Here is a 4,354-nt window from a genome sequence, read left to right as displayed (position 1 = left end):
GACGTATTCGTCAGTTCAGACGGCAGTGTTCGCGAAGCGGCTACGTGACACAGACACGGTTACGTTCGGGCTGGAAGACGACCTCTTCAATCCGAAACCGCACGAGCCCACTCGGCACCTGCCATTGCACGAGATCCCCTTCGCGATAGCCAAGGATGGCTGTTCCGATCGGGGCCAGTACGGACAGTTTATCTGACGCGATGTCCGCATCTTTGGGATAAACAAGCGTGTAAGTGCTTACTTCCTGAGTATGAACGTCACGGATTTTGACGGTCGAATTCATCGTCACGACATCGGGAGGAATCTCGTCAGGGTTCATGACGATCGCGCGATTCATCTCCTGCCTCAACGACTGGAGATAGGGCTTATCACCGAATGCCATTGCCAGTTCACTGAAGAACAGGCTTTCGAGATCGTCGTGATCCGACTTGGTAATGATGATTTGTCGTTTGCCGGCCATGTTGTCGCTCCTCGCTCCTTAACCTTGTTTAACGTACCGCTCCTGACTGAACGCGAAAGTTTGCGGCAGAGAAATCACCTGCGATCGATTCGCTCAATTCGTTACGTCGAATGAGAACCCTGTCGTGTAACCACGCCTGCGCAGTGGCCGCGACATCGCTGCTCGTCAACTCAGGAATCGTGACTTCGTCAAACAGCGAACGCTGAGGGGAGAGTAAGCAACTCCCAGACCAATGCGCCCAAACACGAAAAACCGGCAAATAAAAGGGGCCCCGCGGCGACGACGAGCGGCGTGGCGCACGAGAATCCGGCCCCAACCGTCAACTCCCGGTGACGGCTGAAACCTGAGTTGACATCGGCGAGGTTCAACCGAGCCAAATCGGCATTTTTCGACGATGATTCCGCAGGAGAGTGAATGGCTCCATGACGGTGAGGACCGCTTGAAACTCCCGGGTGTCCGCCTCGCAGCGGATTTCACCTGCCCCTGCAATCATTTTAGTCAGGACATATCCCAAAGCGGGGGACGAGCGCCCGTTCCCCGAACGTTGTGGTCCCCCCGGAGGGTGTTCGGTGATCACACGGCAAGGTGACGGAACCGACTTACGCCTGCTCAGAAGACTCGTGCGTCTCGGAAGGTCGCTTAATGATCATCGATGCCAGGATCCCCGCGACGAGGATCCCGATGATCACAGCCAGCAGATAGAAGTTGAAGTGCGACCCCAATGTCTTTTTCAGCCATTCGGTGAAGAACATCTTCAGCCCGACGATCAGCAGAATGACCGCCAGCGATACCTTCAGGTACCGGAACGTGTCGATCATCCCGGCGAGAGCGAAATACAGCGAGCGAAGCCCCAGGATGGCGAACACGTTACTGGTGAACACCAGGAAGGGATCCGCCGTGATGGCAAAGATCGCCGGGATCGAATCGACGGCAAAAATCACATCCGTCGATTCGATCAGAATCAGCGCCAGGGCTAAAGGAGTCAGCATCAGAGTACCCGGTCGCAGACTCTCGGCGTACTCCCCCTTGGCTTCCACTCCCGCTCGCACAAAAAAATGCTCGCCATGAATCTCGTTGGCGACAGGAAAGAACCGTCGCGTCAGACGAATGATCCACCCGAAGCTGGAAGCTTCATGATTGGAAGCAAAGACCAGCATCTTGATCCCAGTGAAGATCAGCAGGGCGCCAAAGACATACAGCACCCAGTGGAATCGTGAAATCAGCAGATTTCCGACGGCGATCATCGCCCCGCGCATTACCAGCGCTCCAATGATGCCCCAGAACAGAACCCGATGCTGGTAAATTATAGGAATGGCAAAGAAGCCGAAGATCATCGCGATCACAAACACGTTGTCGATGCTCAGCGATTTTTCGACAATGTACCCCGTGATGTACTTTTCAACGGCGGTAGCGCCATCGTTCAGTTGACCATCTGCGACATCGATCTGGGTCCCCAGACCAAACCAGTGACCTTCGTAGGCAAAGTAGACAAAGACCGCAAAGGTGAGCCCCAGAGTCACCCACACCGCCGTCCAAGCCAGGGCTTCCCTGATGGAGACCACATGGGCGTGACGGTGGAATACACCAAGATCAAGGGCCAACATCGCCAGGACGAAGACCACAAAGCCAATCCACAGCCAGATCATGCGAAACCCCTTGCCTCTGCCCAATCAAATCGACACGTCGCGTCATCACAGTTTGAGCATCTCTATCGGCCTGACCACGATATCAGCAGTGGTAAATGGCTCTCGCTCTTCACTTCTCTGCAAGATAGTGAAAATACCACGCCCGCGGGTTACCGCAAGGATCGATCTGCATCTCGGCTTCCCTTCCCCCCTTTCACAAAACAGGCGGGACAAAGCTGCCGGATGACAGCCCTGCCCCGCCTGTTTGAAGTCCCACCCACGTCCCACCCGTCGAAATTCTCAGTCCGGTCCGAAAGGACCTCTACCGAACGTCGCTTGAGTCGCAAAAGCAACCATTTCGGGGCCCGTCATTTCGACGGGTGGGACCCGTCACGACTCTCACGTCACTTTCGTCAACTCCGGCCGCTTCGCTCGGCCGGGAATACTCTGCAGGAGGATCGGTATCTTCGAGTGACGCAGCAGAGAATCTGCGACACTCGAACGCATCATCCGTGAAAGTCCTCGGTCTGCGTGAGTCGGAATCGCGATCAGATCCGTCTCGTGCGACTCGGCGTAGTGCTGAATCGCCAATCGAGGATCTTCCGCACTGGTGAGGACATAGGCCTCCGCATGAATCCCATTCTGTTTCAATCGTTCGATCGTCCAGGAGAGGTACTCTCGGGGACTTGAATGAGGAAACAGACCGGCTGTCCATTCTTCGTTCTGGACGTTCAAGAGCGTGATCGTTCCGCCATGCGTCTGCGCGGCGAAACGAGCACAGTCCAGCACCGTTCTGTCCGCAACCGAGCCGTCCAGAGGCAGCAGAATTCGCTTCACTTCAGGTCCCGCAGTCAATTCGACCGGTACGGAATCCCCTTTGGTGACCAGCAGCGGAACAGACAGCCGCTGACGCAGTTGATCCACCCGGTTCTGCCACCAGAGCCGAGAAGCGAATCGTCGACGACGTGAACCGATCACGACCAGACTGGAATCGGGCACCCCCGTCATCAAGGCATCGATCGTGTCGGGACTATCGACCAGCACGATTTCAACATCCACGTCTTCCCTGCGAGTAATCTGCCGGGCAATCCGTTCGAGATAGTCCTGGTGTTCCACCTGCGTCCGTTCATAAGCGGACGAATGCTGCCACGGCTCGAGCGCGGCGAACGGCTCGGTGTAGGCGTGTATTAGCCTCAGCGAAGCCCCCGTTCGACGGACAATTGCCAGCGCAGGGGGCAATGCATGTTCTGCGGGGGTTGAGCCGTCAAGCGGAACAACAACGGTTTGAATCGTCTCGGAACTCCGTCGTTCGGGCTCCGCCTGCCAGAGCCGCGCATCGGATTTCCCTCCGTCGGTCGGCCAAAGATGAAGGCGGTCAGAAAGACTGGTCGAGGCCGCGATCCTGCTTGAAAACTGGTCGTCGCGTTTCATGTCACACTCCTCGTTTCGCTGACGGAAGTCTCGGACGAAATCAAAGAGAACTGATAGCTATTTGTGTGCCACCTCGGCCAAAAGGACTTTGTTCAACAGGAGGGACTACAAGGCCCTCGTCAGATAAGCACCTTCCTTCTTCCAGACAGGGCCTTACCTGCCGCTGGACCATCACTCTGTGACAAGCCCCATCCACCAGCACGTAACCCTTGAAGCCGTTGTGTGCTTCTAACTGCAGGACGTGCGCCTCCGTTGGCTGCTCCACTCTGTGAATGCGTCAACTACCCGTCCTTTCCCATCACTGGGCCTGGGTCTCTTGCCCCACCCTGCACCGATCAAGAGCCTCTTCTTCTCTCAGCGCATCACGGCGGCATCACAGCGAATCCCGTAATCGACCAAGCTCTACTGTCCACCTCCGGCGACGGTGTCATCAACAAAGGACAGACAAATCCGGTTTCGGACATCTCGGCGGACGCGAATGTTCAAGAGGCTCAAGACGCTGAAAATTCAGGCCCAGCATTCCTAGTTGCACAAGAGCAGCAGTCGCCGAAAAAGAGAAAACCCTTCTCGTGCTGATACCGAACGAGACGTTCGCAAGCGGCATCCCAGTTGCTTTGTCTGCGTAATGTTCTGTGGCCATCAACAACGAATGCACGATCTGGTTTCCCGGGCAAGACATCGGAAGAGCGAAGCGGCTGCTGAGTCGGCAAGTCGATGCGGATACCAGCTTCGTCGCCTCAGTAGAGCTTCGCTCTTCCATTTTTTGATTGCTCCGTTTCCGGTCAACGACTTCTCCCCACATCTTCCTCTGCAGAGAGAGACTTTCCGAAACGAGTGA

The 4,354-nt window shown here is 56.0% G+C and carries 3 protein-coding genes; all 3 read right to left on the bottom strand.

The features are described from left to right. Positions 1–40: 40 nt before the first annotated feature. Positions 41–460, bottom strand: a complete 420-nt coding sequence (gene rnk, locus VGE80_RS13610; protein WP_440593056.1) for a nucleoside diphosphate kinase regulator — start codon at positions 458–460, stop codon at positions 41–43. Between the two features lie 599 nt (positions 461–1,059). Next, entirely contained in the window at positions 1,060–2,106 is a 1,047-nt protein-coding gene (locus tag VGE80_RS13605; protein ID WP_373653182.1) for a TerC family protein, read from the bottom strand. A gap of 378 nt (positions 2,107–2,484) precedes the next feature. Continuing rightward, the gene (locus tag VGE80_RS13600) at positions 2,485–3,516 is read right to left on the bottom strand and encodes a universal stress protein (protein WP_397569170.1); all 1,032 of its coding nucleotides are present in this window, start codon (positions 3,514–3,516) and stop codon (positions 2,485–2,487) included. Positions 3,517–4,354: the final 838 nt, after the last annotated feature.

Origin of the sequence: Schlesneria sp. (genome assembly GCF_036405755.1) — a bacterium.
GTDB classification, from domain to species: Bacteria; Planctomycetota; Planctomycetia; order Planctomycetales; family Planctomycetaceae; genus Schlesneria; species Schlesneria sphaerica.
The sequence above is the reverse complement of the archived record's forward strand: the minus strand, read 5'-3'. Positions and strand labels throughout refer to the sequence as shown.

Bases quoted from the DNA above. Each gene is read 5' to 3' on its own strand.
- rnk (WP_440593056.1), bottom strand. From the start codon at position 460: ATGGCCGGCAAACGACAAATCATCATTACCAAGTCGGATCACGACGAT.
- VGE80_RS13605 (WP_373653182.1), bottom strand. From the start codon at position 2,106: ATGATCTGGCTGTGGATTGGCTTTGTGGTCTTCGTCCTGGCGATGTTG.
- VGE80_RS13600 (WP_397569170.1), bottom strand. From the start codon at position 3,516: ATGAAACGCGACGACCAGTTTTCAAGCAGGATCGCGGCCTCGACCAGT.